26 protein-coding genes are annotated in these 23,024 nt (G+C 72.3%); 5 read left to right on the forward strand and 21 right to left on the reverse strand.

Features of this window, described 5'->3' with window-relative positions; translation table 11 throughout:
* Positions 1 to 8: 8 nt before the first annotated feature.
* The 4 genes from OG607_RS17680 to tsaB are packed head-to-tail and all read right to left on the reverse strand — an operon-like array spanning position 9 to position 2,498.
* Positions 9 to 266: a hypothetical protein gene (locus OG607_RS17680; protein WP_405724136.1), complete on the reverse strand. Its 258-nt coding sequence runs from the start codon at positions 264 to 266 to the stop codon at positions 9 to 11.
* On the reverse strand, positions 263 to 1,300 hold the full coding sequence (tsaD, locus tag OG607_RS17685; protein WP_405724137.1) for a tRNA (adenosine(37)-N6)-threonylcarbamoyltransferase complex transferase subunit TsaD: 1,038 nt from the start codon (positions 1,298 to 1,300) through the stop codon (positions 263 to 265). The genes OG607_RS17680 and tsaD overlap by 4 nt, the downstream gene beginning before the upstream one ends.
* Positions 1,301 to 1,338: 38 nt before the next feature.
* Positions 1,339 to 1,803, reverse strand: coding sequence for a ribosomal protein S18-alanine N-acetyltransferase (gene rimI, locus OG607_RS17690; protein ID WP_405736862.1), 465 nt, complete (start codon positions 1,801 to 1,803; stop codon positions 1,339 to 1,341).
* A 35-nt stretch (positions 1,804 to 1,838) separates the two neighbouring features.
* Complete coding sequence (tsaB, locus tag OG607_RS17695) at positions 1,839 to 2,498, reverse strand: tRNA (adenosine(37)-N6)-threonylcarbamoyltransferase complex dimerization subunit type 1 TsaB (RefSeq protein WP_405724138.1); 660 nt, start codon at positions 2,496 to 2,498, stop codon at positions 1,839 to 1,841.
* Positions 2,499 to 2,583: 85 nt separating this feature from the next.
* Here tsaB and OG607_RS17700 point away from each other — a divergent pair, with 85 nt between their 5' ends.
* Complete coding sequence (locus OG607_RS17700; RefSeq protein WP_405724139.1) at positions 2,584 to 3,138, forward strand: hypothetical protein; 555 nt, start codon at positions 2,584 to 2,586, stop codon at positions 3,136 to 3,138.
* A gap of 42 nt (positions 3,139 to 3,180) precedes the next feature.
* Here OG607_RS17700 and OG607_RS17705 read toward each other — a convergent pair whose 3' ends face one another.
* From OG607_RS17705 to alr, 4 genes are all read right to left on the reverse strand, one after another.
* Positions 3,181 to 3,348, reverse strand: a complete 168-nt coding sequence (locus tag OG607_RS17705; protein WP_405724140.1) for a hypothetical protein — start codon at positions 3,346 to 3,348, stop codon at positions 3,181 to 3,183.
* A gap of 110 nt (positions 3,349 to 3,458) precedes the next feature.
* The gene (tsaE, locus tag OG607_RS17710; RefSeq protein WP_405724141.1) at positions 3,459 to 3,962 is read right to left on the reverse strand and encodes a tRNA (adenosine(37)-N6)-threonylcarbamoyltransferase complex ATPase subunit type 1 TsaE; all 504 of its coding nucleotides are present in this window, start codon (positions 3,960 to 3,962) and stop codon (positions 3,459 to 3,461) included.
* An 11-nt stretch (positions 3,963 to 3,973) separates the two neighbouring features.
* Positions 3,974 to 5,215 carry an alpha/beta fold hydrolase gene (locus OG607_RS17715; protein ID WP_405724142.1) on the reverse strand — a complete coding sequence of 414 codons (1,242 nt, stop codon included), beginning with the start codon at positions 5,213 to 5,215 and terminating at the stop codon, positions 3,974 to 3,976.
* A 30-nt stretch (positions 5,216 to 5,245) separates the two neighbouring features.
* On the reverse strand, positions 5,246 to 6,382 hold the full coding sequence (alr, locus tag OG607_RS17720) for an alanine racemase (protein WP_405724143.1): 1,137 nt from the start codon (positions 6,380 to 6,382) through the stop codon (positions 5,246 to 5,248).
* Between the two features lie 49 nt (positions 6,383 to 6,431).
* On the opposite strand from alr, the gene OG607_RS17725 reads away from it, so the two are divergent.
* The gene (locus tag OG607_RS17725) at positions 6,432 to 7,889 is read left to right on the forward strand and encodes an NAD(P)H-hydrate dehydratase (RefSeq protein ID WP_405724144.1); all 1,458 of its coding nucleotides are present in this window, start codon (positions 6,432 to 6,434) and stop codon (positions 7,887 to 7,889) included.
* Between the two features lie 160 nt (positions 7,890 to 8,049).
* On the opposite strand, the gene OG607_RS17730 is transcribed toward OG607_RS17725, so the two are convergent.
* The 4 genes from OG607_RS17730 to OG607_RS17745 are packed head-to-tail and all read right to left on the reverse strand — an operon-like array spanning position 8,050 to position 12,012.
* Positions 8,050 to 8,418, reverse strand: a complete 369-nt coding sequence (locus OG607_RS17730; RefSeq protein ID WP_405724145.1) for a holo-ACP synthase — start codon at positions 8,416 to 8,418, stop codon at positions 8,050 to 8,052.
* Entirely contained in the window at positions 8,415 to 10,262 is a 1,848-nt protein-coding gene (gene glmS, locus OG607_RS17735; protein WP_405724146.1) for a glutamine--fructose-6-phosphate transaminase (isomerizing), read from the reverse strand. Before glmS ends, OG607_RS17730 begins: the two co-directional genes overlap by 4 nt.
* Before the next feature lie 50 nt (positions 10,263 to 10,312).
* Positions 10,313 to 11,068, reverse strand: coding sequence for an ABC transporter permease (locus OG607_RS17740; RefSeq protein ID WP_405724147.1), 756 nt, complete (start codon positions 11,066 to 11,068; stop codon positions 10,313 to 10,315).
* On the reverse strand, positions 11,065 to 12,012 hold the full coding sequence (locus OG607_RS17745; protein WP_405724148.1) for an ATP-binding cassette domain-containing protein: 948 nt from the start codon (positions 12,010 to 12,012) through the stop codon (positions 11,065 to 11,067). The genes OG607_RS17740 and OG607_RS17745 overlap by 4 nt, the downstream gene beginning before the upstream one ends.
* A gap of 128 nt (positions 12,013 to 12,140) precedes the next feature.
* Here OG607_RS17745 and coaA point away from each other — a divergent pair, with 128 nt between their 5' ends.
* Complete coding sequence (gene coaA, locus OG607_RS17750) at positions 12,141 to 13,121, forward strand: type I pantothenate kinase (protein ID WP_405724149.1); 981 nt, start codon at positions 12,141 to 12,143, stop codon at positions 13,119 to 13,121.
* A 79-nt stretch (positions 13,122 to 13,200) separates the two neighbouring features.
* Positions 13,201 to 14,133, forward strand: coding sequence for a DUF389 domain-containing protein (locus OG607_RS17755; protein ID WP_405724150.1), 933 nt, complete (start codon positions 13,201 to 13,203; stop codon positions 14,131 to 14,133).
* On the opposite strand, the gene glmM is transcribed toward OG607_RS17755, so the two are convergent.
* From glmM to OG607_RS17780, 5 genes are all read right to left on the reverse strand, one after another.
* Entirely contained in the window at positions 14,130 to 15,488 is a 1,359-nt protein-coding gene (gene glmM / locus OG607_RS17760; RefSeq protein ID WP_405724151.1) for a phosphoglucosamine mutase, read from the reverse strand. The genes OG607_RS17755 and glmM overlap by 4 nt on opposite strands.
* Positions 15,489 to 15,639: 151 nt before the next feature.
* Positions 15,640 to 16,167: a 30S ribosomal protein S9 gene (gene rpsI, locus OG607_RS17765; protein WP_405724152.1), complete on the reverse strand. Its 528-nt coding sequence runs from the start codon at positions 16,165 to 16,167 to the stop codon at positions 15,640 to 15,642.
* A 42-nt stretch (positions 16,168 to 16,209) separates the two neighbouring features.
* A complete protein-coding gene (gene rplM, locus OG607_RS17770) occupies positions 16,210 to 16,662 on the reverse strand; it encodes a 50S ribosomal protein L13 (protein ID WP_329313586.1) in 453 nt (150 codons plus the stop codon).
* Positions 16,663 to 17,114: 452 nt separating this feature from the next.
* Complete coding sequence (locus OG607_RS17775) at positions 17,115 to 17,249, reverse strand: hypothetical protein (protein WP_405724153.1); 135 nt, start codon at positions 17,247 to 17,249, stop codon at positions 17,115 to 17,117.
* A 107-nt stretch (positions 17,250 to 17,356) separates the two neighbouring features.
* Positions 17,357 to 18,976 (reverse strand): ABC-F family ATP-binding cassette domain-containing protein, encoded by a 1,620-nt coding sequence (locus tag OG607_RS17780; RefSeq protein WP_405724154.1) that lies wholly within the window; start codon positions 18,974 to 18,976, stop codon positions 17,357 to 17,359.
* Positions 18,977 to 19,043: 67 nt separating this feature from the next.
* Between OG607_RS17780 and OG607_RS17785 the strand changes: the two genes are divergently transcribed.
* On the forward strand, positions 19,044 to 19,850 hold the full coding sequence (locus OG607_RS17785; protein ID WP_405724155.1) for a hypothetical protein: 807 nt from the start codon (positions 19,044 to 19,046) through the stop codon (positions 19,848 to 19,850).
* Here the strand turns inward: OG607_RS17785 and truA are convergent.
* From truA to rpsK, 4 genes are all read right to left on the reverse strand, one after another.
* The gene (truA, locus tag OG607_RS17790; RefSeq protein ID WP_405724156.1) at positions 19,840 to 20,691 is read right to left on the reverse strand and encodes a tRNA pseudouridine(38-40) synthase TruA; all 852 of its coding nucleotides are present in this window, start codon (positions 20,689 to 20,691) and stop codon (positions 19,840 to 19,842) included. The two genes, OG607_RS17785 and truA, sit on opposite strands and share 11 nt — an antisense overlap.
* A gap of 76 nt (positions 20,692 to 20,767) precedes the next feature.
* Positions 20,768 to 21,283: a 50S ribosomal protein L17 gene (rplQ, locus tag OG607_RS17795; protein ID WP_405724157.1), complete on the reverse strand. Its 516-nt coding sequence runs from the start codon at positions 21,281 to 21,283 to the stop codon at positions 20,768 to 20,770.
* Positions 21,284 to 21,432: 149 nt separating this feature from the next.
* A complete protein-coding gene (locus tag OG607_RS17800) occupies positions 21,433 to 22,455 on the reverse strand; it encodes a DNA-directed RNA polymerase subunit alpha (protein WP_103886898.1) in 1,023 nt (340 codons plus the stop codon).
* Between the two features lie 117 nt (positions 22,456 to 22,572).
* Positions 22,573 to 22,977, reverse strand: a complete 405-nt coding sequence (gene rpsK, locus OG607_RS17805) for a 30S ribosomal protein S11 (RefSeq protein WP_003956432.1) — start codon at positions 22,975 to 22,977, stop codon at positions 22,573 to 22,575.
* Positions 22,978 to 23,024: the final 47 nt, after the last annotated feature.

A 23,024-nucleotide genomic window follows, 5' to 3' on the forward strand; every position in this document is an offset into this window, starting at 1 on the left:
GACCGACCTCATTCCGCTCCGAGCGACTCGAAGCGCCAGCGGTGCGGCGCCCGCCCGGCCAGTTCCCCGGGCGGCTCGGGGAGTTCCGGCAGCTCGGCGTCGTAGGGCGCGTCCCACCAGGTGATGACCAGCACACGGTCCCCGGGGGCGGTGAAGGCCTCCCTGCGCAGGGGCGTCCCCTGGAGCGCCTGCGCATGCGTCCATGCGAGGAGCTCGGCGCCCCGCCCGTCGGCGGCGCGGGCCTCCCACATGAGGGCGACGGTCATACGGAGATCTCGGTGACCTGGAGCGATGAATCGGCCCCCAGATCGAAGGTGGAGGCGGGACGGCCGCGGGCGACCATCTCGGCGCCCAGGGCGGCCACCATGGCGCCGTTGTCGGTGCACAGGCCGGGGCGCGGCACGCGCAGGACGATGCCGGCCTTGTCGCAGCGTTCCTGGGCCAGCACGCGCAGGCGGGAATTGGCCGCGACGCCGCCGCCGATCATCAGGTGGTCGACGCCGTTGTCCTTGCACGCGCGCACCGCCTTGCGCGTGAGGACGTCCACGACCGCCTCCTGGAAGGAGGCGGCCACATCGGCGACCGGAACGTCCACGCCTTCGCGGCGCTTGCCCTCGACCCAGCGGGCGACGGCGGTCTTGAGCCCGGAGAACGAGAAGTCGTAGACGGGGTCATGACCGCCGGTCAGCCCGCGCGGGAAGCGGATCGCGGCCCGGTCGCCCTCGCGCGCGTAGCGGTCGATGACCGGCCCGCCGGGGAAGCCGAGGCCGAGGACGCGGGCGACCTTGTCGAACGCCTCGCCGGCGGCGTCGTCGATGGTGGAGCCGAGGGGGCGGACGTCGGAGGTGATGTCGGGGGCGAGCAGCAGCGAGGAGTGGCCGCCGGAGACCAGCAGGGCCATCGTCGGCTCGGGCAGCGGGCCGTGTTCGAGCTGGTCGACGCAGATGTGCGAGGCGAGGTGGTTGACCCCGTAGAGCGGCTTGCCGAGCGCATAGGCGTACGCCTTGGCGGCGGAGACGCCGACCAGCAGCGCGCCCGCGAGCCCGGGGCCGGCGGTCACCGCGATGCCGTCGAGGTCGGCGGCGGTGACGCCGGCCTCCTTAAGGGCGCGCTGGATGGTGGGGACCATCGCCTCCAGGTGCGCGCGGCTGGCGACCTCGGGGACGACGCCGCCGAAGCGGGCGTGCTCGTCCACGCTGGAGGCGATGGCGTCGGCGAGCAGGGTGTGGCCGCGGACGATGCCGACGCCGGTCTCGTCGCAGGAGGTCTCGATGCCGAGGACGAGTGGCTCGTCAGCCATGGATGTCACCAGTTCCTTGCGGGTCAGGCAGATCGGGGTCAGGCGGATCGGAGGTCGGTCAGATCGGAGAGGCGCATGACGAGGGCGTCGACATTGCCCGGCTGGTAGTAGCCCTTGCGGAAGCCGATCGGCTCGAAGCCGAAGCGCTCGTAGAGGCGTTGGGCGCGGATGTTGTCGACGCGCACTTCGAGCAGCACCTCATGGCACTCGAAGGCGGTGGCCTGGTGCAGCAGTTCGGCCAGCAGCCGTGCGCCGAGGCCGGTGCCCCACTGGTCGCGGGCGGTCGCGATGGTCTGTACGTCGCCGGTCCCGGCGACGGCCGCGAGCCCGGCGTAGCCGACGATCCGCCTGTCCGGCTCGTGCTCCGCGACGACGTAGTGCCGGGTCGCGGCCGGGTGCCGGGCCTCGGCCAGCTCGGACCAGAACATCCCGCGCGACCAGGCGTCGTCCGGGAAGAGCTCGTGCTCCAGCTCCATCACCGGGTCGATGTCCCACCAGCGCATCTCGCGCAGTGCCACCGTCACTTCGGTCACTTCGGTCACTTCGGCAGGACCGCCTTGTAGCCGGCGGGCACCTGGGCGTCCGGGCGGCGCAGGTACAGCGGCAGCGGCGGCAGGAAGCCCTCGCCCTCCTCCAGCTTCACAGCCGCGAGGGCGGCCAGCGCGGCCGCCGACTGGTGGACGGGGAAGCCGGGGCGCAGCTCCGTGAACACCTCGGGGTACAGCTCGGCCCCTGCGCCCACCGACGGCAGGCCCGCGACCAGTTCGGCGATGTCGGCGGGCCGGTCCACGGCGGGGTCGGTGGCCCGGGCGCGGGGGCTGTCGTAGCGGGCCCAGTAGACCTCTTTGCGGCGGGCGTCGGTCGCGACGACGAACGGCTCGTCCAGCCCGGCGGCGTACGCGATGCCGTCCAGCGTGCAGATGCCGTGCACCGGGACGCCCAGCGCGTCGCCGAGGGCGGCGGCGGTGACGAGCCCGACCCGCAGCCCGGTGTAGGGGCCGGGGCCGACGCCGACGACGATGCCGGTGACGGCGTCGAGTTTGACGTCGGCCTCGCGCAGCACCCGGTCGACGGCGGGCATCAGCAGTTCGCCGTGCCGCCGGGCGTCGACCTCGGTGGACTCGGCGAGGACGTCGCGTCCGTCGTGGAGCGCGGCGGTGACGGCGGGGGTGGCGGTGTCGAAGGCGAGGAGCAGCACGGTGACAAGCGTACGGCGCGCGGCGACCGCTGTTGGCGGCTGCTAACGTCGGGACCGTTACCGTGATTGACGAGGAGCGCACACCGTGGCAAGGATCGGTTCGGGGATCATCGTGGCCGGCCTCACCGCGGCAGCCCTCGCTGCGATCTCGGTCCTCGCCGTCCAGGCCTCCGGCACCGCGCCCGACACCTCCGGCCCCTCGGTGGCCTCCGCCCCCTCCGGCTCGGCCTCCGCCGCCCCCTCCCGGACCGCGGCCGCCAACCCGCTTCCGGCCGGCTCCGGCAACGGCCTGCGCGTCGTCTACTCGCTCGGCGCCGACCGCGTCTGGCTCGTCGGCGACACCGGCAAGGCGACCCGTACCTTCACCGTCGCCCCCGGCACGGTCGACCCCGCGAAGGCCACCTACACCGTCACCTCGCGCACCTCGCTCGGCACGGGGGGCGACGGGGTCGCCATCGAGCACGTCGTCCGCTTCGCGACCTCCGGCGGCGTCATCATCGGCTTCAGCGCCGCGCAGGACGGCTCGCAGCCGTCGGTCGACCCGTCGAAGCGGACGGGCGGCATCCGCGAGCGTCGCGCGGACGGTGCGGCTCTGTGGGAGCTCGCGGTGATCGGCACGAAGGTCGTCGTCGTCGCGTAGGGAAGTTCCCGGGCTGAAATGCCCGCCGAACGAGTGACGCCGCTACGCCGCGTCGTCGTCATCCTCGGCGGCAGCCGCCGGCTCCTGCTTCGGCTCCGGCGGCGTACAGATGACGCTCGCCGCCGGGCCCGCCGCCAGCAGGTCCCGTACCGAATAGCCACTCGGCGCCGCGTGGGCGCCGACCGCGTCCGTGGTGCCTTGGGCCGACATGGATGCCTCCTGGGGCAGCGTGGTTAGGCAGCCCTAACCTGTCCTTGGCCTCCAGAAGAACACGGGAAGGGTGCCGTACGCAACATCTTCCCGACACCGTGTCGGAATGTCTACGCGGCCAGCCCGGACAGGTCGCGGCCCGCCCAGCGGGGGCCGACGCCGGTGACGGTCACCTCGCGGATGTCGTGGTCGTCGACGCCGAGCTCGGCCTCGCCGACGGCGCGGTGGATGACGACCTGGAGCCGGGCCTCGGAGAGCTCCTCGACCTTGCCCTCGCCCCATTCGACGACGACGACGGACTCGGGGAGGGAGACGTCCAGATCGAGGTCCTCCATCTCGTCGAGGCCGCCACCGAGCCGGTAGGCGTCGACGTGGACGAGGGCGGGCCCGCCGCGCAGGGAGGGGTGGACCCGGGCGATGACGAAGGTCGGGGAGGTCACCGCGCCCCGGACGCCGAGGCCTTCCCCGAGGCCGCGGGTGAGGGTGGTCTTGCCGGCGCCGAGCTCGCCGCTGAGGAGGACGAGGTCGCCGGGGGCGAGCAGAGCGGCGAGCCGGCGGCCCAGCTCCTTCATGTGCTCGGGGGTCTTGACGGTGATGCGTGCTTCCATGGCCATGTGCCCGAATGCTACGCGGGCCGGGCACCGTCCAGAGCCCTGCCGGCCAGCTCGCGCAGGGCCTGCGGGAGGGGCGCGCGGGCGGCGTCGGCGGCCTCGGCCAGCAGGGCGGCGAGGTGGCCGTTGACGAGGTCGGGGTGCTCCAGCATGACCAGGTGCCCGGCGTCGGGCACGATGACCAGCTCGGTGTCGGGCAGCCGTTCCGCGATGGCACGGCTGTGCTCACTGGGGGTCAGCAGATCCTTGTCACCGGCCAGCACCAGCCCCGGCAGGCCGTCGAGCACATCGAGCGCCTCGGCCTTCTCGTGCTCGGTGAAGGCCGGGTAGAACTCGGCGACGACATCGATCGGCGTCGCCTCGATCATCCGCTCCGCGAACCGCCCCACCGCCGGGTCCACGTCGTCGGAGCCGAACGAATACCGCTTGATGATCCCCGCGAACAGATCCGCGGTCGCCCGCCGCCCCCGCTCCACCAGGTCCGCCTGCGCGCCCAGCAGTCGCAGCACCCCCGGCGCCAGCGCCCGGAACGCCCGCGCGCCCACCACCGGCAGCCCGAAGGTCACCGCGGCGAGCTTCCCGGAGGACGTACCGACGAAGGCGACCCCGGCCACCCGCTCATGGATCAGCTCTGGGAACTGCTCGGCGAGCGCCATGACCGTCATGCCGCCCATCGAGTGACCGATCAGCACGATCGGCCCCTCCGGCGCGGCCGCGTCGATGACCCGCTTCAGGTCCCGGCCCAGCTGGTCGATGGTCGCCGGCTCGCCCGCGGCCTGGTCGCGGCCGCGCTCCGAACGGCCGTGGCTGCGCTGGTCCCAGTAGACGGCCCGGACGATGCCGCGCAGCGCGGCCCGCTGGAAGTGCCAGGCGTCCTGGTTGAGGCAGTAGCCGTGGCTGAAGACCAGCGTCAGCGGCGCGGAGGCGCCGTTGCGGCGGAAACGGCCGAGCTTGAGACGGCGGCGGCGGGCGGGCGCGGAGGGGACGGCGGCGCTCTCCTCGACCTCGTCGACCTCGTAGTAGATCTCCGTGCCGTCCTCGGCGGCCACCCGCCCCGGCGTCCCGCGCAGGCTCCCGTACGGACCGGTCGCGTCCAGCGCGAGGCGCGCCTTCTGGCGTATCCCCCGCCCGACGGTCGCGCGCTCCAGCGCCACGCCGGCTGCGGCTCCCGCCGCGACCACCCCGATGGCCGCACCGACCCAGCCGGCCTTCGTGCGTATGCCCGTTATCCCCGTTGTCGTGCCGCTGTCGCTCATGGTCGTTCCGTTGCTCCCTTTGGCTACGCGCTACTTACCCACGTAGACGCGCGGCACCCGGGTCCCGATCCGAGTGACGATCTCGTACGCGATGGTGCCCGCGGCCCGTGCCCAGTCCTCGGCGGTCGGCTCCCCCTGGTCACCCGGGCCGAAGAGTACTGCCTCGTCCCCGGCGGCCGCCGAGTCCCCTCCCAGATCGACCACGAACTGGTCCATCGCGACCCGGCCGGCGACCGTCCGCCACTTGCCGGCCACCAGCACGGGGCCCTCGTTGGAGGCGTGGCGCGGGATGCCGTCCGCGTAGCCGACCGGGACGAGCGCGAGGGTCGTGGCGCCCGGGGTGACGTAGTGGTGCCCGTACGAGATGCCGTGGCCGCCCGGGGCGGCCTTCACCAGGGCGAGGCGGGCGGTCAGGCTCATGACCGGGCGCAGCCCGAAGTCGGCGGGGCCGCCGACCTGGGGGACCGGCGAGATGCCGTACATGGCGATGCCGGTGCGGACCAGGTCGAAGTGCGACTCCGGAAGGGTCAGCGTCGCCGGGGAGTTGGCGAGGTGCCGCACCTCGGGGCGGAGCCCGGCGGCTTCGGCGGTGGCCAGGCTCTCGCGGTACGCGGTGAGCTGGTCGGCGTTGGAGGGGTGGCCGGGCTCGTCGGCGCAGGCGAAGTGCGACCAGAGGCCGGTCACCCGGAGCAGCCCCTCCTTCTCGGCGGCCCGGGCGGCGGCCGTCAGCTCCGGCCAGTCCGCGGGCTGCGCGCCGCCCCGGCCGAGGCCGGTGTCGGCCTTGAGGTGTACGCGGACCGGGCGGCCGGCGGCGCGGGCGGCCGCCGTGACCTCGCGCAGGGCCCACATCGCGCTCACCGAGACGTCGATGTCCGCCTCGACCGCCTCCCGCCACGGGCCGCCCGGCGTCCACAGCCAGCACAGCACGGGCGCCGTGATCCCGGCCGCGCGCAGGGCCAGCGCCTCCTGCGGGGTGGCCGTGCCGAGCCACGCCGCGCCCGCGTCCAGCGCCGCGCGGGCGCAGGGCTGCGCGCCGTGGCCGTAGGCGTCCGCCTTGACCACGGCCATGAGCCCCGAGCGGGGCGCGCGGGCGCGCAGCGCCGCCACGTTGGCGCGGAGCGCGGCCAGGTCGATCGTGGCCTGAGCGCGTGTGTTCGTGTCTTCCATCGGCACCAGTTTGTCAGGCTCGGGCTCACTTCCGGTTGAATGGGTGCCCATGAGGCACGCGTACAGCGTTGAGACCGTACGGAGCGCCGAGCGGGCGCTCATGGCCCGCGTACCCGACGGCGCGCTCATGCCGCGCGCCGCGGCCGGCCTCGCGGCAGCATGCGTGACCGCCCTCGGCGGCGCGTACGGCGCCCGGGTGGTCGTGCTGGCCGGCAGCGGCGACAACGGCGGCGACGCCCTCTACGCGGGGGCCCGGCTGGCCCGGCGCGGGGCCGCGGTGACGGCGGTGCTGCTGGCCCCGGAGCGGGCGCACGGGGGCGGCCTGGCCGCGCTGCGGGCCGCCGGGGGCCGGGCGGTGGGGCCGGACGCCGCGGAGCCGCTGATCCGGCGGGCGGATCTCGTGCTGGACGGCATCGTGGGCATCGGCGGCAAGGGCGGGCTGCGCCCGGAGGCGGTGCCGCTCGCCGCGGCGGCGGAGGCCTCCCGGGCGGTCGTGGTGGCGGTCGACCTGCCCAGCGGCGTGGACGCGGACACCGGCGAGGTGCGGGGCGCGGCCGTGCGGGCCGACATGACGGTGACCTTCGGCACGTACAAGCCGGGGCTGCTCATCGACCCGGCCGCCGGGTACGCGGGCGCGCTGCGGCTGGTCGACATCGGGCTCGGCCCCCTGCTGCCGTCGGCCTCCCGCGAGTTGGAGGCGTTGCAGCACGCAGACGTCGCCGCGCTCCTGCCGCAGCCCACCGGGGAGAGCGACAAGTACCGGCGCGGTGTCGTGGGCATCGTCGCCGGCTCCGAGCGCTACCCCGGCGCGGCCGTCCTCGCCGTCGCGGGCGCGCTGCGGGGCGGGGCGGGGGCCGTACGGTATGTCGGGCCGGGCGCCGAGGCGGTGCTCGCCCGCTTCCCCGAGACCCTCGTCTCCGCCGGGCCGCCGCGCCACGCGGGCCGCGTCCAGGCCTGGGTCGTCGGTCCCGGCCTCGGTGACACCCCCGAGGCCCGGCAGTCCGTCGCCGACGTCCTCGCCTCCGACGTCCCCGTCCTCGTCGACGCCGACGGCCTCCGCCTCCTCGACCCCTCCGCGCTGCGGTCCCGTTCCGCCGCCACCCTCCTCACCCCGCATGCCGGCGAAGCCGCCGCGCTCCTCGGCGTACCCCGCGAACAGGTCGAGGGCGCCCGGCTCGCGTCCGTCCGCGCCCTGGCCGACCGCTACGGCGCCACCGCCCTCCTCAAGGGCTCCACGACGCTCGTCGCGGACGCCGACGCCGGTTCCCCCGTTCGCGTCAACCCCACGGGCACGGCATGGCTCGCCACCGCCGGGAGCGGCGACGTCCTCTCCGGGCTCACCGGGTCCCTGCTGGCGGCGGGGCTCGGGGCGCGTGACGCCGCCTCCGTCGGGGCGTACCTGCACGGACTGGCCGCGCGGATCGCCTCCGGCGCGGTGGGTGCGCCGCTGGCCGCGCTCGAGGTGGCGCAGGCGCTCCCGGACGCGTGGCGCGACGTGCGCGCGTAACGGCGCGGAGGGCTTCCCCCACCCCGCCCCTTCCCGAAACCGGGGCTCCGCCCCGGACCCCACTGTGGGCTCCGCCCCCAGACCCCCGGTCCTCAATCGCCGGGAGGGCGTTTTCGGGCACGGCCAGCGGCGCCGGGAAGGGGCGGGGAGAACCCCTGCCTCAGCCCTCCGCGATCACCACCGCTGACGCGACCCCCGCGTCATGGCTCAGCGAGACATGCCAGCTCCGCACGCCCAGTTCCTCGGCCCGCGCCGCCACGGTCCCCCTCACCACGAGCCTCGGCTGCCCGGAGTCCTCCGTGATGACCTCCGCGTCCTGCCAGAGCAGCCCGGCGGGGGCGCCCAGGGCCTTGGCCAGCGCCTCCTTGGCCGCGAAGCGGGCCGCCAGGGAGGCGATGCCCCGGCGTTCACCCCCGGGGAGATAGAGCTCGCTGGCCAGGAACAACCGCTTGGCCATGCCGGGCGTACGCTCCAGCGCGGCGGCGAAGCGGTCGATCTCGGCTACGTCAATGCCTACGCCGACGATCACTCCACCGTCACCGACTTGGCGAGGTTGCGCGGCTGGTCGACCTCGTTGCCGCGGGCGGTGGCGAGCTCGCAGGCGAAGACCTGCAACGGCACCGTGGCGACCAGCGGCTGAAGGAGCACCGGCGTGGCCGGGATCCGGATCAGGTGGTCGGCGTAGGGGGCGACGGCCTCGTCGCCTTCCTCGGCGATGACGATGGTGCGGGCGCCGCGGGCGCGGATCTCCTGGATGTTGGAGACGATCTTGTCGTGGAGGACGGAACGCCCGCGCGGCGAGGGCACAACCACCACGACCGGCAGGTCTTCCTCGATGAGGGCGATCGGCCCGTGCTTCAGCTCGCCCGCCGCGAAGCCCTCGGCGTGCATGTAGGCGAGCTCCTTGAGCTTGAGCGCGCCTTCCAGGGCCACGGGGTAGCCGACATGGCGCCCGAGGAAGAGCACCGTCTTCTTGTCCTTGAGGGACCGGGCGAGCTCACGCACCGGCTCCATGGTCTCCAGCACCTGCTCCACCTGCCGGGAGACACCGGACAGCTCCCGTACGACGGCGACGATCTCGTCGCCCCACTTGGTGCCCCGCACCTGCGCCAGATAGAGGGCGACCAGGTAGCAGGCGACAACCTGGGTCAGGAAGGCCTTGGTGGAGGCGACCGCGACCTCGGGGCCGGCATGGGTGTAGAGGACCGCGTCGGACTCGCGGGGGATCGTGGAGCCGTTGGTGTTGCAGATGGCCAGCACCCTGGAGCCCTGCTCCCTCGCGTGGCGCAGCGCCATCAGGGTGTCCATGGTCTCGCCGGACTGGCTGATGGCGACGACCAGGCTCCGGGAGTCGAGGATCGGGTCGCGGTAGCGGAACTCGCTGGCGAGCTCGACCTCGCAGGGGATCCGGGTCCAGTGCTCGATCGCGTACTTGGCGATCATGCCGGCGTGGAAGGCCGTGCCGCAGGCGACGACCACGATCTTGTCGATCTCCCGCAGTGAGCGGTCGGGGATCCGGAGCTCGTCGAGCGTGAGGCGACCGTTCGCGTCGATCCGGCCGAGCAGGGTGTCGGCGACGGCCTTCGGCTGCTCGGCGATCTCCTTGAGCATGAAGTAGTCGTAGCCGCCCTTCTCGGCGGCGGAGGCGTCCCAGCTGACGTGGTACGGGCGTACGTCGGCCGGCCGGCCGTCGAAGTCGGTGACGGTGACGCCGCTCCTGCGCAGCTCGACGACCTGGTCCTGGCCGAGCTCGATGGCCTCGCGGGTGTGGGCGATGAAGGCGGCGACGTCGGAGGCGAGGAAGTTCTCACCGACGCCGACGCCCACCACGAGCGGGGAGTTGCGGCGCGCGCCGACGACCACGTCGGGTTCGTCGGCGTGCACCGCGACCAGCGTGAAGGCGCCGTCGAGGCGGCGGCAGGTCAGCCGCATGGCCTCGGCCAGGTCGCCGCAGGAGGAGAAGTACTCGGCCAGCAGGTGCGCGACGACCTCGGTGTCGGTCTCGGACTCCAGTACGTGCCCGCGCTCGGCGAGCTCGGCCCGCAGCGCGGCGAAGTTCTCGATGATGCCGTTGTGGACGACGGCGACCCGGCCGGCGTTGTCCAGGTGCGGGTGGGCGTTGGCGTCGGTGGGGGCGCCGTGGGTGGCCCAGCGGGTGTGGCCGATACCGGCGGGACCGGCCGGCAGGGGCCGTTCATCGAGCATCTTCTCGAGGTTGGCCAGCTTGCCGGCCTTTTTGGCCGCGGCCAGGCCGCCGTCGGCGAGGACGGCGACGCCGGCCGAGTCGTAACCCCTGTACTCAAGCCGCTTGAGGCCTGCGATGACCACGTCGAGAGCGGACTGGCCGCCCACGTATCCAACGATTCCGCACATGGGGGACAGCGTAAGCGGTCCTCCTGGCCCGCCGTCAGATTCTCCCGCTGTCAGATCCGGGCGCGGTAGGCCCTCGTCGCCAGCGGGAAGAACACCGCCGCGATCGCCGCCGCCCAGATGAGGGCCCATATCGCCGGTGTGGCCACCGGACCGCCCGACATCAGCCCGCGTACGGCGTCGGCCAACCGGGTCACCGGGTTGACGTCGACCCAGGCCTTGAGCCAGCCCGGCATGGTGTCGGCGCGGACGAAGGCGCTGGAGGTGAAGGTCAGCGGCATCACGAGCACGAAGCCGAAGGTCATGACCTTCTCCGGCTCGTCGACCAGCATGCCGATCAGCACCGACACCCAGGACATGGCCAGCGCGAAGGCCAGCAGCAGCCCGAGCGCCCCCGCCACGCCCGGCACGCCGCCGTGCAGATCGAAGCCCAGGAGCGCGCCGAGAGCGAGCATCAGCAGCAGCGACCAGACCTGCTTGCCGAGATCGGCGACGACCCGCCCCAGCAGCGGGGCCGAGCGGGCGATCGGCAGCGAGCGCAGCCGGTCCAGGACGCCCTTGGTCAGGTCGACGTTCAGGCCCATCGCGGTGTTCATGGTCGCGAACAGGGCGTTCTGCACGATGAGCCCGGGGAGCGCGTACTGCAGATAGGCCTCCGGGGAGCCGGCCATCTGCCCGCCGAACACATAGGTGAACAGCAGCACGAACATGACCGGCTGGACGCTGAGGTCCATCAGCTCCATCGGGTTGTGCTTGATCTGGACCAGGTTCCGCCATGCGAGCGTGCCGGTCTGCTGCAGCGCGCTCATGCCGCCACCTCCACCGTGCCGCGCTGCCCGGTCAGCGACAGGAACACCTCGTCCAGGCTGGAGCGGCGCAGCGTCAGCTCGCTCACCCGCACCCCGGCCTCGTCCAGCGCCCGGACGATCGCGGGCATCAGCTCGGGATCGTTCACCGGCGCGGTGACCGCCCCCGCCGCCGTCCGCGCGGCGGGACCGGCCAGCACCGACACGATCGCGTACGTCTTCTCCAGCTCCTCCCCCGACAGCGGCCTGACCTGCAGCACCTGGCCGCCGACCTGCTCCTTCAGCCCGTCGGGCGTGCCGTTGGCGATGACCCGGCCGTGGTCGATGACGGCGATGTCGTCGGCGAGCCGGTCGGCCTCCTCCAGGTACTGGGTGGTCAGCAGCACGGTCGTGCCGTCGTCCACCAGGCCCCGGACCAGGTCCCACAGCTCGTTGCGGCTGTGCGGGTCCAGGCCGGTCGTCGGCTCGTCCAGGAAGAGGACCGCCGGGCGGCCGATGAGGCTGGCGGCGAGGTCGAGGCGGCGGCGCATGCCACCGGAGTACGTCTTGGCGGCCCGCCCGCCCGCGTCCTCCAGCTGGAAGTCGGCGAGCAGGCGGGTGGCCCGGGCGCGGGCCTCGCGGCGCGGGAGGCCGAGCAGACGGCCGATCATCAGCAGGTTCTCGTGGCCGGTGAGCATCTCGTCGACCGCCGCGTACTGCCCGGTCAGGCCGATCAGCTCGCGTACGGCATGGGCGTCCTTCACCACGTCGTGCCCGCCGACCAGCGCCCGGCCGCCGTCCGGCCGCAGCAGCGTGGCCAGGATCCGTACCGCCGTGGTCTTGCCGGCCCCGTTCGGGCCCAGCACGCCGAGCACGGTACCGGTGCGGGCGGCCAGGTCCACGCCGGACAGCGCGGTGGTCTCCTTGAAGCGTTTGGCCAGGCCCTCGGCCTGGATCGCGTAACTCATGGGCGCTGCTCCCCCTGATCCTCAACAACCTCGTCACTCTGTGTTACGAACCACTCTCTTCCCCACCACTGACAACGGGCTGACAGACCGCTGATACGTCCCCTCGCCCCCTGCGCGACAATGGGCCCGTGCCGCCGACGACGACCTCCGCCACCCAGCCGACCCCCTTCGTGGACCTCACCCGCGCCGAGTGGAGCGCCCTGCGCGACCGCACCCCGCTCCCCCTCTCGGCCGAGGAGGTCGAGCGCGTACGCGGTCTCGGCGACGTCATCGACCTCGCGGAGGTGGTGGACGTCTACCTCCCGCTCTCCCGGCTGCTCAACCTCTACGTCGGCGCCACCAGCGGGCTGCGCGGCGCCCTCAACACCTTCCTCGGCGACGCCGGCCGCAACGGCCACGGCGCCCAGTCCGGCACCCCCTTCGTCATAGGCGTGGCCGGCAGCGTCGCCGTCGGCAAGTCCACCGTCGCCCGGCTCCTCAAGGCCCTGCTCGCCCGCTGGCCCGAGCACCCCCGCGTCGAGCTCGTCACCACCGACGGCTTCCTGCTCCCCAAGGCCGAGCTCCAGGCCCGCGGCCTCATGACCCGCAAGGGCTTCCCCGAGTCCTACGACCGCCGCGCCCTCACCCGCTTCGTCGCCGACGTCAAAGCCGGCAAGGACGAGGTCACCGCCCCCGTCTACTCCCACCTCATCTACGACATCGTCCCCGACGAGCGCCTGGTCGTCCGCCGCCCCGACATCCTCATCGTCGAAGGCCTCAACGTCCTCCAGCCCGCCCTCCCCGGCTCCGACGGCCGCACGCGCGTCGGCCTCGCCGACTTCTTCGACTTCAGCGTCTACGTCGACGCGCGGACGGAGGACATCGAGCGCTGGTACCTCGACCGCTTCCGCAAGCTGCGCGAGACCGCCTTCCAGAACCCCCTGTCCTACTTCCACCGGTACACGGAGGTCTCCGAGACCGAGGCCATGGAATACGGCCGCCACACCTGGCGCACCATCAACGAGCCGAACCTGCGCGAGAACGTGCTCCCGACGCGGGGCCGCGCCACGCTTGTGCTCCGCAAGGGGCCGGAGCACAAGGTCCAGCGCCTCTCGCTGCGCAAGCTTTAGCGGTTGGGCCAGCCCGTTCCGCCTCAGGCGGACGGCCCACCCCCAACCGGCCCGTAGACGCAGCCGTAAGCTGCACCGCATGCTGCATCTGCGGATGATCGTCCCCGCCGACCGCACCGACACCGTCGTGGACCTCGTCGAGAGGACGACGGGCACGACGCACATCGCCGTGCTGCCCGGCGCCGCGCGCGTGCCGCAGGGCGACATCGTGCTGTGCGACGTGGCCCGGGAGGCCGCCGACGGCCTGCTGCGCTCGCTGCGCGAGCTGCGCATCGTGGAGGACGGGGCGATCGCGGTGGAGGACATCGACCTGTCGCTGTCGCGCCGGGCGGACCGGGCGGAGGAGGACGCGCCGGGCGAGGGGGCGGACGCGGTCCTGTGGGAGTCGCTGACGGAGGCCACCCACGAGGAGTCGACGCTGACCGTCACCTACCTGGCGTTCCTCGCCGTGGCGACGATGCTCGCGGCGTGCGGGGTGATGCTGGACAGCTCGATCCTGATCGTGGGGGCGATGGTGGTGGGCCCGGAGTTCGGGCCGCTGGCGGGGGTGTGCACGGCGCTGGTGCAGCGTCACCCGAGGCTGGCGTTGCGGTCGTCGGTGGCGCTGCTGGTGGGTTTCCCGGTGGCGATGGTGCTGACCGGCGGCTTCAACTACCTGATGAACCTTCTGGGGGTGTTCAGCGAGGCGCAGTTCGCCGCCCCGCACCCCTCCACCGAGTTCATCTGGCAGCCGGACGCCAGCTCGTTCGTCGTGGCGTTCCTGGCCGGCATCGCGGGAATCCTGTCCCTCACCTCGGCCAAGTCGGGGGCGCTCGTGGGCGTGGCGATCTCCGTGACGACGGTCCCCGCGGCGGCGAACGCCGCGCTCGCGCTCTCCTACGGCGATTACGCGGAGCTGTGGGGCTCCTCGCTCCAGCTGCTGGTCAACCTCGCGGGGATCGTCGTGGCGGGCGTGCTCACGCTGCTCGCCCAGAAGTGGTTCTGGGCGAGACAACGCGGCCCCGCAACCTAGCCCAGCTCGGACTTCACCACGTCGGCGAGCCGCGCCGCGACCGAGCGGGCGTGGTCGATGTCGGCCGCCTCGACCATGACGCGTACCAGCGGCTCGGTGCCCGAGGAGCGCAGCAGGACGCGGCCGGTGGTGCCCAGTTCGGCCTCGGCCTCGGCGACGGCGGAGGCGAGCTCGGTGGAGGTGGAGACACGGGTCTTGTCGACGTCGCGCACATTGACCAGCACCTGGGGAAGCCTGGTCATGACGGCGGCCAGCTCGCCGAGCGGGCGGCCGGTGGCGGCGACGCGGGCGGCCAGCAGCAGCCCGGTGAGGGTGCCGTCACCCGTCGTGGCGTGGTCGAGGATGATGACGTGGCCGGACTGCTCGCCGCCGAGCGCGTAGCCCTTGGCCTTCATCTCCTCCAGGACGTAGCGGTCGCCGACCGCCGTCTGGACGAGCTCGATGCCCTCGCGTTCCATGGCCAGCTTGAAGCCGAGGTTGGACATGACGGTCCCGACCACGGTGTTCTCGCGCAGCTGCCCCGTCTCGCGCATCGCCAGGGCCAGGACGGCCAGGATCTGGTCGCCGTCGACCTCCTCGCCCGCCGCGTCGACGGCGAGGCAGCGGTCGGCGTCGCCGTCGTGGGCGATGCCGAGGTCGGCGCCGTGTTCGAGGACGGCGGCCTTGAGGAGGTCGAGGTGGGTGGAGCCGCAGCCGTCGTTGATGTTGAGGCCGTCCGGATCGGCGCCGATGGTGACGACCGTGGCACCGGCCCGGGTGAAGGCCTCCGGGGAGACGTGGGCGGCGGCGCCGTGGGCCTCGTCCAGGACGACCTTCACGCCGTCCAGGCGGTTCGGCAGGACGCTGCCCAGGTGGGCCACGTAGTCCTCGAAGCCCTCGGCGTAGTCGCGCACCCGGCCGACGCCGGAGCCGGTGGGGCGGTCCCAGGGGGCGCCGGTGCGGTGCTCGTCGTAGACCGCCTCGATACGGTCCTCCAGCTCGTCGGCGAGCTTGTGGCCGCCGCGGGCGAAGAACTTGACGCCGTTGTCCGGCATGGCGTTGTGGCTCGCGGAGAGCATCACGCCGAGGTCGGCGCCCAGCGCGCCGGTGAGATGCGCCACCGCCGGGGTGGGCAGCACACCGACCCGCAGGACGTCCACGCCCGCGCTCGCCAGGCCCGCGACGACCGCCGCTTCCAGGAACTCTCCGGACGCCCGCGGATCACGCCCCACCACGGCCACCGGCCGGTGGCCCTCGAAGGTGCCCGCCTCGGCCAGCACATGCGCCGCCGCGACCGACAGGCCGAGCGCGAGCTCGGCCGTCAGATCGGCGTTGGCGACGCCGCGCACACCGTCCGTACCGAAGAGTCGTCCCACAGTGAATCCTCCGAGTCTGCCTTTGGCTGCGGCTCCTGGGCGTCCCCCCAGGTACCTCAGTTCCTCAGATATACGCCCCGCCGCCCGAAACGCGTACGCCCCGGAGGCGCACAAAGTGCCTCCGGGGCGTACGGCGCAAAGCGGGCGCGATTTAGCGCTTGCTGTACTGCGGCGCCTTACGGGCCTTCTTCAGACCGGCCTTCTTGCGCTCGACCGTGCGGTCGTCACGGGTCAGGAAGCCGGCCTTCTTGAGCGCGCCGCGGTTGTTGTCCGCGTCCGCCTCGTTCAGGGCGCGGGCGACACCGAGGCGCAGGGCGCCGGCCTGGCCGGAGATGCCGCCACCGCTGATGCGGGCGACGACGTCGTAACGGCCGTCGAGCTCAAGGATCTTGAACGGCTCGTTGACTTCCTGCTGGTGCACCTTGTTGGGGAAGTAACCCTCAAGGGTGCGACCGTTGACCTTCCACTTGCCGGTGCCCGGGACGATCCGGACACGGGCGACGGACTCCTTGCGGCGGCCGGTGCCGGCAGCCGGCTGCGGGTCGCCGAAGCGGCCCGCGAGAGACTCGGAGGTGTACTCCTCCGGGATCTCGATGTTCTCGACGATCTCAACGACCTCGGCGGTCTCGACGATTTCGTCGGTCTCGACGACGCCGGCCTCGGGGGTGGTCTCAGCCACGATTCTCCTCAGATTCTTTCTGTGCAGTTGGTGTGGCTGGGACTAGCCCTGCGCGACCTGGGTGATCTCGAACGGGACCGGCTGCTGCGCGGCGTGGGGGTGCTCGGAGCCCGAGTACACCTTCAGCTTGGAGAGCATCTGACGGCCCAGGGTGTTCTTCGGGATCATGCCCTTGATGGCCTTTTCGACGGCCTTCTCCGGGTTCTTGTCCAGCAGCTCGTCGTAACGGACGGAGCGCAGACCACCCGGGAAGCCGGAGTGGCGGTATGCCAGCTTCTGGGTCTTCTTGTTGCCGGACAGGTGCACCTTGTCGGCGTTGATGATGATGACGAAGTCACCGGTGTCAACGTGAGGCGCGTAATACGGCTTGTGCTTGCCCCGGAGGAGGTTCGCTGCCTGAGTGGCCAGACGGCCCAGGACAACGTCCTGCGCGTCAATGACGTGCCACTGGCGCTGGACATCGCCGGGCTTGGGGCTGAACGTACGCGCGGTCATAGCCTTCGCTTCTTCAGTGAGTGGGTCCTGACAAGGCCACCCGGACGATCACGACAGTCTTGTCGCCTGCGGCGACGCATACCGCGGTGGCGAACACTGGTCATCGGCCCGGTGGACCGGCGTAACGGCCTCTCACGTGAGAACGAGCAAGCCAATACGCATAACGAACCAGTAGCTTACCCGGCCCGCCACGGGCGGGTCAAAACGCGGGCGTCCCGGCCGACGCGGTGCCACGCCGCAGGGGTTCTCGTGCGTTCCCGGCCGCGAGCCCGTCGTGCCTTCTCGCGCAGTTCCCCGCGCCCCTTCAGAGCCCGGCAGGGGCGCGGGGAACTGCGCGAGAAGCGTCGACTGCCCGCAGAGGCCGCGTACGGAACGGAAACCCGCCGTTGCGGTACGGGATCGGGACCCGGCTGCCCGCCCGTGCGGGGTTGCTCGCGCAGTTCCCCGCGCCCCTACGGGCGCTCGCGCACGACCCGCGCCTCGTCCCAGACCGGCTCCGTGGACTCGCGCACCAGGCCGTCCGACCCGAAGACCAGGTAGCGGTCGAAGGACCGCGCGAACCAGCGGTCGTGGGTTACGGCGAGCACCGTGCCGTCCCGATCCCCACCGCCGCCCTCGCACCGCTCGGCCCCAAGGGGCCTCCCGGGCTTCGACCGGCTGCGCCGAACGCCGTCCGGCGAGCCGCGGCCGGCCTCTACCGCTCACGCGCCACCCGCGCCTCGTCCCAGACCGGCTCCGTGGACTCGCGTACCAGGCCGTCCGACCCGAAGACCAGGTAGCGGTCGAAGGACCGCGCGAACCAGCGGTCGTGGGTTACGGCGAGCACCGTGCCGTCGTAGGCCTCCAGGCCGTCCTGGAGGGCCTCCGCGGACTCCAGGTCAAGGTTGTCCGTCGGCTCGTCCAGAAGCAGCGCTGTGGTGCCCTGGAGCTCCAGGAGGAGGATCTGGAAGCGGGCCTGCTGGCCGCCGGAGAGCTGGTCGAAGCGCTGGTCGCCCTGGCGCTCCAGTTCGTAGCGGCGCAGGGCGCCCATCGCCTTGCCCCGGTCGCGGGCGTGCTCGGTCCACAGGATGTCGACGAGGGTGCGCCCGAGCAGTTCGGGGTGGGCGTGGGTCTGGGCGAAGTGCCCGGGGACCACCCGGGCGCCGAGCTTCCAGGTACCGGTGTGGGCCACCGCCTCCCCCGCGAGCAGCCGCAGGAAGTGCGACTTGCCGGAGCCGTTCGACCCCAGCACGGCCACCCGCTCGCCGTAGTAGACCTCCAGGTCGAACGGCTTCATGAGGCCGGTGAGTTCCAGCCGCTCACAGGTGACGGCCCGCACACCGGTACGGCCGCCGGAGAGCCGCATGGAGATGTTCTGCTCGCGCGGCGGCTCCTGCGGCGGGCCGGCGTCCTCGAAGCGGCGCAGGCGGGTCTGGGCGGCGTGGTAGCGCGAGGCCATGTCGGGGCTGATCGCGGCCTGCTGGCGCAGCGTGAACATGAGCTTCTTCAGCTTCGCGTGTTCCTCGTCCCAGCGCCGTCGCAGTTCCTCGAAGCGCGCGAAGCGCTCCTTGCGGGCCGCGTGGTACGTGGCGAAGCCGCCGCCGTGCACCCACACATCGGACCCGGCCGGGCCCGGCTCGACGCTGATGATCTTCTCCGCCGAGCGGTCCAGGAGCTCCCGGTCGTGGGAGACGAACAGCACCGTCTTCTTGGTCTGCCGGAGCTGCTCCTCCAGCCAGCGCTTGCCGGGGACGTCCAGGTAGTTGTCCGGCTCGTCCAGCAGCAGGACCTCGTCCGTGCCGCGCAGCAGGGACTCCAGGACCAGCCGTTTCTGCTCGCCGCCGGACAGCGTGCGCACCTCGCGCCACTGCGCCCGCTCGTACGGGACGCCCAGCGCGGCCATCGTGCACATGTCCCAGACCGTCTCGGCCTCGTAGCCGTGCGCCTCCGCCCAGTCGCTGAGCGCGTGGGCGTACGCCATCTGCGCGGGCTCGTCGTCCTGCGCCATGATCGCCAGCTCGGCGGCGTCCACGGCCTTGGCCGCCGTACGGATCCTCGGCGGGGCCACCGACACCAGCAGGTCGCGCACGGTGCGGTCGTCCCGGACCGAGCCGACGAACTGCGGCATGACGCCGAGCCCGCCGCTCACGCTCACCGAGCCGCCGTGCGGCTTGAGCTCCCCGGCGATCAGCCTCAGCAGGGTCGTCTTGCCCGCGCCGTTGGCCCCCACCAAGGCGACGGACCCGCCTTCCGCGACCCGGAACGAGACGTCGCCGAGCAGCACCCGCCCGTCCGGCAGGTAGTACTCCAGGTGTGCCGCCTCAAGATGTCCCATGCCGTGGATTGTCGCCGGGGTGGAGCGTTGCGACCAAACGGGTTTTGAGGTCAATAGAATCCGCGCCATGACCTTAGGGCCGCAGCAGCCGCACAACCACCGTCAGGACCGGCCGGACCAGCCGGATCGGCCGGACTGGGCGGCGCTCGCCGAGCGCTCCGAGGCACGGGCGAGACGGCGCAAGCGGCGGATGCGCACCGGGGGCGCGGCGCTGGCCGGCCTCGCGACGGCCGCCGTCGTGGCCACGGCCGTGGCCGGCTCCTCCCACCACGCGGAACCCGTCGCCACCGCCACCGCCACCGCCACCGTGCTCCTGCCACCCCGGACATCCGCGCTGGACATCCTCTCCAGCGCCGAGAAGGACACGGCGCCGCTCAGCACCGCCACGCTCTTCCCCGGCAGGAAGCTCCTCACTGCCGGCCGCACCTTCGCCAGGACGGCCACCGCCCGGACCGGCAACTGCTCGTCCGCCGCCGCGAGCAGCCTGTCCACCGCCCTGGCCAGGAACGGCTGCCGCCAGCTCTTCCGTGCCACCTTCACGGAGGGCACGGTCGCCGTCACCGTCGGCATCGCGGTCTTCGACAACGCGGCACAGGCCGGGAAGGCCCGGGACACCACCCAGTACCTCCGCCCCCTCGCCGACGGCGGAGCCACCGACTTCTGCCGCAACGTGGCCTGCCGCCTCACCTCCAGCTCGATCGGCCGCTACGCGTACTACACGATCGGCGGCCTGAGGAACGGCCGGACCATCACCCCGGACGACACCAGGGCCGACACAGCGGCCAGAACCGCCGCCAAGGCCGTCTCCGACTTCGCCTTCGCCCAGATCAGCCGGCGCGGCCTCGACCAGGCGGGGGCCGCCGCTAGGCCGTGACACACCCCGGGAGCGTCCGCATGTTGCGGGCCTCCTTGTTACGGGCCGCCAGCAGCTCGTCCGCCGGGTACCCGACCTCCTCCAGCGTCAGCCCGTGCGGCCGGACCACATTGACCGCCGAGTGCCGCACGCGCCCCGCCAGCACCTCTCCGGGGAATTCCACCGGCCGGTGCCCGTCGCCGACCAGGATCATCGCGCCGACCAGCGCCCGCACCATGTTGTGGCAGAAGGCGTCGGCCCGGACCGTCGCCACGGCCAGGCCGTCGGCATCCCGCTCCCAGTACAGCTCCAGCAGCGTACGGATGGTCGTCGCGCCCTCGCGCTTCTTGCAGTACGCCGCGAAGTCGTGCTCCCCGAGCAGCCTGCGCGCGGCCTCGTTCATCAGCTCCACATCCACCGGCCGGTCGTGCCACAGCACGTGCCCGCGCAGCAGCGGGTCGACGCCGCCGGGGTGATCGCCGACCCGGTAGGCGTAGCGCCGCCAGATCGCCGCGAAGCGCGCGTTGAAGCCGTGCGGGGCCTCGCTGACCCGCCACACACGGACGTCCCAGGGGAGCTTGCCGGCGAGCCGGCGCAGCAGTTTTTCCCCCTGCGCATGCCAGACATCCTCGGGAAGGTCGACATGCGCAACCTGCCCTCGCGCGTGCACTCCGGCGTCCGTACGCCCCGCGACCGTCAGGTCGACCGGGTCCGGCAGCCGCAGCACGGTCTGGATGGCCGACTCCAGCTCGCCCTGGACGGTCCGCCGGGCGCGCTGCTTGGCCCAGCCGGAGAATTCGGCCCCGTCGTAGGACAGGTCGAGGCGCACCCGTACGAAGCCGGGCTCCACGTCATCGCTCACGAGCAGATCCTCTCAAAAAAAGGAAGCGGGCCCGCCCCCAGCAGAACTGGGTGCGGGCCCGCTCAGGAGACCTGGATCAGGCTTCCTTGGACTCCTCGGCCGGAGCGGCGTCCTCGACGACCTCGGCCTCGGCCTCGGGCTTGGCGTCCTCGACGACCTCCGCCTTGGCGTCGGCCTCCTTCACCGCGCGCTTGGTCGCGGCCTCGGCCTCGCCGGTCGCCTCCTGGGCGACGGTGAGGGCCTCCACCAGCTCGATGACCGCCATCGGGGCGTTGTCGCCACGACGGTTGCCGATCTTCGTGATGCGGGTGTAGCCACCGGGGCGGTTCTCGTAGCGAGGCGCGATCTCGGTGAAGAGGGTGTGGACGATGCCCTTGTCGGTGATCGTCTGCAGCACCAGGCGACGGTTGTGGATGTCGCCCTTCTTCGCCTTGGTGATCAGGCGCTCCGCGACCGGACGCAGACGGCGCGCCTTGGCCTCGGTGGTGGTGATGCGGCCGTGCTCGAAGAGCGACTTCGCGAGGTTCGCGAGGAGCAGCTTCTCGTGCGCAGCGCTGCCGCCCAGACGGGCGCCCTTGGCGGGCTTCGGCATGGTGTTTCTCCTAGGTGTCTGCCCCGGCCGTATCAGGTACCGGAGTCAGTATCCGAGCGAGCGGTCGCCCGCCCGGAAGGGGCGCGGGGAACTGCGCGACAAGCCACAGCGCACCCGCACCCAAGGAATTCGGCGTCCTCGCGGAGCGCCTAGTACTGCTCGGTCTCCACGAAGCCGGCGTCCACGTCGTCGTCGGCGCCGAAGGCGTCCGCGGCGGCGGTGGGGTCGAATCCGGGCGGGCTGTCCTTGAGGGCCAGGCCCATGCCGGCCAGCTTCGCCTTGACCTCGTCGATCGACTTCGCACCGAAGTTGCGGATGTCGAGCAGGTCCGCCTCGGAACGTGCCACGAGCTCACCCACGGAGTGGATGCCCTCGCGCTTGAGGCAGTTGTACGAACGGACGGTGAGCTCGAGCTCCTCGATCGGGAGCGCGAGGTCCGCCGCCAGAGCGGCGTCCGTCGGGGACGGGCCCATGTCGATGCCCTCGGCGTCGACGTTGAGCTCGCGGGCCAGGCCGAACAGCTCGACCAGGGTCTTGCCGGCCGAGGCCATCGCGTCACGCGGGCGCATGGCCTGCTTGGTCTCGACGTCGACGATCAGCTTGTCGAAGTCGGTGCGCTGCTCGACACGGGTCGCCTCGACCTTGTACGTGACCTTGAGCACCGGGCTGTAGATGGAGTCGACCGGGATACGGCCGATCTCCTGGCCCTGCTGCTTGTTCTGCACCGCGGAGACGTAGCCGCGACCGCGCTCGACGGTCAGCTCCATCTCCAGCTTGCCCTTGGCGTTCAGGGTGGACAGAACCAGGTCGGGGTTGTGCACCTCGACACCGGCCGGGGGCGCGATGTCGGCGGCGGTGACCACACCCGGGCCCTGCTTGCGCAGGTACATCACGACCGGCTCGTCGTGCTCCGAGGAGACGACCAGTTGCTTGATGTTGAGGATGAGGTCGGTGACGTCCTCCTTGACGCCCGGCACGGTGGTGAACTCGTGCAGGACCCCGTCGATCCGGATGCTGGTGACAGCGGCACCGGGGATCGAGGAGAGGAGCGTACGGCGGAGCGAGTTGCCGAGGGTGTAGCCGAAGCCCGGCTCCAGCGGCTCGATCACGAACCGGGAGCGGAATTCGTCGACGACCTCTTCGGTCAACGAGGGGCGCTGAGCGATCAGCATGTTGTGTCAGACCTTCCAGTCTTCGGCACCCACTATTTGATGCCGTAAGTACAGACTACGGGCGGTACGGCGCTTGCACGTCGTACCGCCCGCAACAACGCATCGCGACCCGGAGGGTCAGACGCGGCGGCGCTTCGGCGGACGGCAGCCGTTGTGCGGGGTGGGGGTGACGTCCTGGATCGAGCCGACCTCGAGGCCGGTGGCCTGGAGGGAGCGGATCGCGGTCTCACGGCCGGAGCCGGGACCCTTGACGAAGACGTCGACCTTGCGCATGCCGTGCTCCTGCGCGCGGCGGGCGGCCGACTCGGCGGCCATCTGCGCGGCGAAGGGGGTGGACTTGCGCGAGCCCTTGAAGCCCACGTGGCCGGCGGAGGCCCAGGAGATCACGTTGCCCGAGGGGTCCGTGATCGAGACGATCGTGTTGTTGAACGTGCTCTTGATGTGGGCGTGCCCGTGAGCGACGTTCTTCTTTTCCTTGCGGCGCACCTTCTTGGCAGCGCCCTGACGACCCTTGGGGGGCATCTATTTCTCCTACGGGGAGGTGATCGGTCCTACAGCGCAAGACCGCT

Origin of the sequence: Streptomyces sp. NBC_01537 (assembly GCF_045040445.1) — a bacterium.
Lineage (GTDB): Bacteria > Actinomycetota > Actinomycetes > Streptomycetales > Streptomycetaceae > Actinacidiphila.

Bases quoted from the DNA above. Each gene is read 5' to 3' on its own strand.
- rimI (WP_405736862.1), bottom strand. From the start codon at position 1,803: ATGCGCTGGTGGGACATCGACCCGGTGATGGAGCTGGAGCACGAGCTC.
- rpsK (WP_003956432.1), bottom strand. From the start codon at position 22,977: ATGCCCCCCAAGGGTCGTCAGGGCGCTGCCAAGAAGGTGCGCCGCAAG.
- OG607_RS17780 (WP_405724154.1), bottom strand. From the start codon at position 18,976: ATGGGACATCTTGAGGCGGCACACCTGGAGTACTACCTGCCGGACGGG.
- OG607_RS17680 (WP_405724136.1), bottom strand. From the start codon at position 266: ATGACCGTCGCCCTCATGTGGGAGGCCCGCGCCGCCGACGGGCGGGGC.
- OG607_RS17800 (WP_103886898.1), bottom strand. From the start codon at position 22,455: ATGCTGATCGCTCAGCGCCCCTCGTTGACCGAAGAGGTCGTCGACGAA.
- alr (WP_405724143.1), bottom strand. From the start codon at position 6,382: ATGGAAGACACGAACACACGCGCTCAGGCCACGATCGACCTGGCCGCG.
- OG607_RS17785 (WP_405724155.1), top strand. From the start codon at position 19,044: ATGACCTTAGGGCCGCAGCAGCCGCACAACCACCGTCAGGACCGGCCG.
- OG607_RS17740 (WP_405724147.1), bottom strand. From the start codon at position 11,068: ATGAGCGCGCTGCAGCAGACCGGCACGCTCGCATGGCGGAACCTGGTC.
- OG607_RS17725 (WP_405724144.1), top strand. From the start codon at position 6,432: ATGAGGCACGCGTACAGCGTTGAGACCGTACGGAGCGCCGAGCGGGCG.
- OG607_RS17755 (WP_405724150.1), top strand. From the start codon at position 13,201: ATGCTGCATCTGCGGATGATCGTCCCCGCCGACCGCACCGACACCGTC.
- tsaD (WP_405724137.1), bottom strand. From the start codon at position 1,300: ATGGCTGACGAGCCACTCGTCCTCGGCATCGAGACCTCCTGCGACGAG.
- rplM (WP_329313586.1), bottom strand. From the start codon at position 16,662: ATGACCGCGCGTACGTTCAGCCCCAAGCCCGGCGATGTCCAGCGCCAG.
- glmS (WP_405724146.1), bottom strand. From the start codon at position 10,262: ATGTGCGGAATCGTTGGATACGTGGGCGGCCAGTCCGCTCTCGACGTG.
- rplQ (WP_405724157.1), bottom strand. From the start codon at position 21,283: ATGCCGAAGCCCGCCAAGGGCGCCCGTCTGGGCGGCAGCGCTGCGCAC.
- OG607_RS17715 (WP_405724142.1), bottom strand. From the start codon at position 5,215: ATGAGCGACAGCGGCACGACAACGGGGATAACGGGCATACGCACGAAG.
- OG607_RS17705 (WP_405724140.1), bottom strand. From the start codon at position 3,348: ATGTCGGCCCAAGGCACCACGGACGCGGTCGGCGCCCACGCGGCGCCG.
- OG607_RS17745 (WP_405724148.1), bottom strand. From the start codon at position 12,012: ATGAGTTACGCGATCCAGGCCGAGGGCCTGGCCAAACGCTTCAAGGAG.
- tsaE (WP_405724141.1), bottom strand. From the start codon at position 3,962: ATGGCCATGGAAGCACGCATCACCGTCAAGACCCCCGAGCACATGAAG.